The following is a 2,539-nucleotide window of genomic DNA, read 5'->3' as shown; positions in this document are numbered from 1 at the left end:
TTGAGCTGTTACGCCACTTTGTAAAAAATGAGATTGACCTAAATGAACTTAGTCATAGCCATGCCTTTGAAATTATTTTACAAAGTATTGCGGACTGTGACCGTCTGGTGGAGGCGCTAAAAGACAACTTTCAGGTTCTACAATATGAAGACCATATTCGCCGCCCTTTACCTGGTGGCAACCAGTCCTTAATGATCAAACTGAAAGGTGAAAAAACCATCCTTTCATTGACCATCCAGACGGAACTGATGCGTAAAGCCGCACGTTTTGGTGTAGTCTTGGGTGAAAATGCGCCTCAGGCTTGTCGTTCAGCCATTCAAGCCTCCATGCAGAATCTGAATACCCTGATTGATAGTGACTGCGCTAAAACCACATTTAGCGATTTGCTGGATTATCTGCATCAGGAAAAAATCTGGGTATACACGCCACATGGGCAATTGCATGAACTGCCTCAGGGCGCGACTGTGGTGGACTTTGCCTATTCCGCTAGCCTGTTCCTAGGTAACCATGCTGTAGGCGCTAAGGTTGATGGTGAAATTCGCCCTCTTTCCACCCCATTGCATAGTGGTCAGGTCATCGAAATTATTACCGATGTACTGGCAACCCCAAACCCTGACTGGCTGAGTTTTATTAACACCCAGAAAGCACGTCGTGCCTTGCAAAACATGCTAAGAGAACAGGATATTGACGAACAACGTCTAGTTGGCCAACAGGCGCTCAATCGTGCGTTAAAGCTGTTTCACCGCTCAATTGATGACCTTTCCCAAACTGACTGGATTAATGTTTTAGAATGGCGACATTTGAGCAGTAAAGACACCCTATTTGAACAAATTGCGGTGGGTGACCTATTGCCCCAACTCGTCGCAAACCATCTATTTTCACAGGATTACCATTCACAGCATCATGAAGCATCTGACCGCTTGATCCTGGGTACAGAAGGGGTTGATGTCAAATATGCACACTGTTGCAATCCCGTGTTGGGTGACCCGATTCAGGGACATTTATCTCGACGTGGCTTGATTGTGCATCGCTCGCGCTGTCGTAATTTACTGCATGAACAACAACTGCATCCAGAAAATATCATGCCGCTGCATTGGCAGTCTGAAGAAGTGGATGATGTACGTTTCAGTGCCTATCTCTGCATCCATATGATCATGAATGATGAACAGATTTCAGAGTTGATCTACCAATGTCGTAAAGCCAAAATCGGCGTGGAGACAGTCGATTCCCATGATCAAAAAACCTACGTAAATATTGTGGTCAGCAACCGTAAACAGATTGCCCAAATCATTCGTGATCTGCGTATGCATTTTGGCTTTCCACGTATTGAGCGCCTAAATATGCCTATTGTGCAGGCTGACGTTGCCAAAGTCGGCTAAAGTATTTCCAGGCAAACATATACTAGAGAAATATTGAAGCTGATTTGCCAAAATAAAAATTTAAAAACAATAACGACTACACAGTATTCAGCAGTTTCGCACCTATAGTTTTGTGTTAAAGTCACAGGGTTGCAAGATAGAAAAAATGACATAGGAGAGCTTAATGCCACGTCAAGTTATTCATACTGAACACGCCCCTGCTGCTATTGGAACATATTCTCAGGCAATTCTGGTTGGCAATACGCTCTACCTTTCAGGACAGATTGGTTTAGACCCGTACAGTATGGAACTTGTAGAAGGGATTGAAGCGCAGATTCGCCGAGTATTTGACAACCTTAAAGCGGTCTGTTCTGCTGCGGGCGGAAGTCTGGCAGACATTGCCAAACTGAATATTTTCCTGACAGATCTTTCCCACTTTCAACTTGTAAACCAGATCATGGGTGAATATTTTGCTCAACCCTATCCAGCTCGTGCAGCATTGGGTGTCGCAAGCCTACCTAAAGGTGCACTAGTCGAAATGGATGGTATTGTTATTATTCCAACACAGAATTAAATGCTATATTTATCAAATAGATAAAATAAAGAAAAAATACCACCGATCAGGTGGTATTTTTTTATTCAAATTCCCAATGATAATAATCCCACTTCCAGAATGAAATTCATTGACAAACAATAATAATTATCAATAATAACAATTATCGCATTTGTATTTGTGGATCACTCCCATGTATGTCTGTTTATGCCGTGGAATCACAGACCAAGATATCAAGGATGCCGTTGCAAATGGCGCTGAAAGCTATCGTGAAATTCGTGATTTACTCGACTTAGGCACTTGCTGTGGTCGTTGTGCACCCGAAGCCCGTTCTATTATTAGTGATGAGCTCGCAGAAATAGCTGCTCGTATTTCAGTTGCTGCATAAGCTCTTCCTTTAACTATATTTAACCTATTATTTTACGGCTCCTTATTTTACGGCTCCACCGCTTCTTGTCGAACTTTAACCACTCCTCAGATAAGCGGTTTTTTTTATTTCAGTTATTCACTTTAGTATGAATCCAAAATGCTTTTCGTATTTTGATTGTGATTTTCATTTGCCGTTCTATAATTTACTCGTCAGATTATTATTTGTTGATTAAAATCATTTGACATCCTCCCCCACCTA

Annotated in this window: 3 protein-coding genes; all 3 read left to right on the top strand. The window is 42.1% G+C overall.

All coding sequences use genetic code 11. The annotated features are described in order from the left end of the window. Positions 1–1,379: TGS domain-containing protein (locus tag B4H32_RS02050; protein WP_286799577.1), on the top strand; the 1,379-nt coding region annotated here is incomplete at its 5' end. A gap of 163 nt (positions 1,380–1,542) precedes the next feature. Beyond that, on the top strand, positions 1,543–1,932 hold the full coding sequence (locus tag B4H32_RS02045) for a RidA family protein (protein WP_286799576.1): 390 nt from the start codon (positions 1,543–1,545) through the stop codon (positions 1,930–1,932). Between the two features lie 172 nt (positions 1,933–2,104). After that, positions 2,105–2,299: a bacterioferritin-associated ferredoxin gene (locus B4H32_RS02040; protein WP_004660183.1), complete on the top strand. Its 195-nt coding sequence runs from the start codon at positions 2,105–2,107 to the stop codon at positions 2,297–2,299. Positions 2,300–2,539 lie beyond the last annotated feature (240 nt).

Source organism: Acinetobacter sp. UBA2063 (genome assembly GCF_002333245.1).
GTDB lineage: Bacteria > Pseudomonadota > Gammaproteobacteria > Pseudomonadales > Moraxellaceae > Acinetobacter > Acinetobacter parvus.
Note: the sequence above shows the minus strand (reverse complement) of the source record. Positions and strands in the feature narration are given on the sequence as shown.

Bases quoted from the DNA above. Each gene is read 5' to 3' on its own strand.
- B4H32_RS02045 (WP_286799576.1), top strand. From the start codon at position 1,543: ATGCCACGTCAAGTTATTCATACTGAACACGCCCCTGCTGCTATTGGA.
- B4H32_RS02040 (WP_004660183.1), top strand. From the start codon at position 2,105: ATGTATGTCTGTTTATGCCGTGGAATCACAGACCAAGATATCAAGGAT.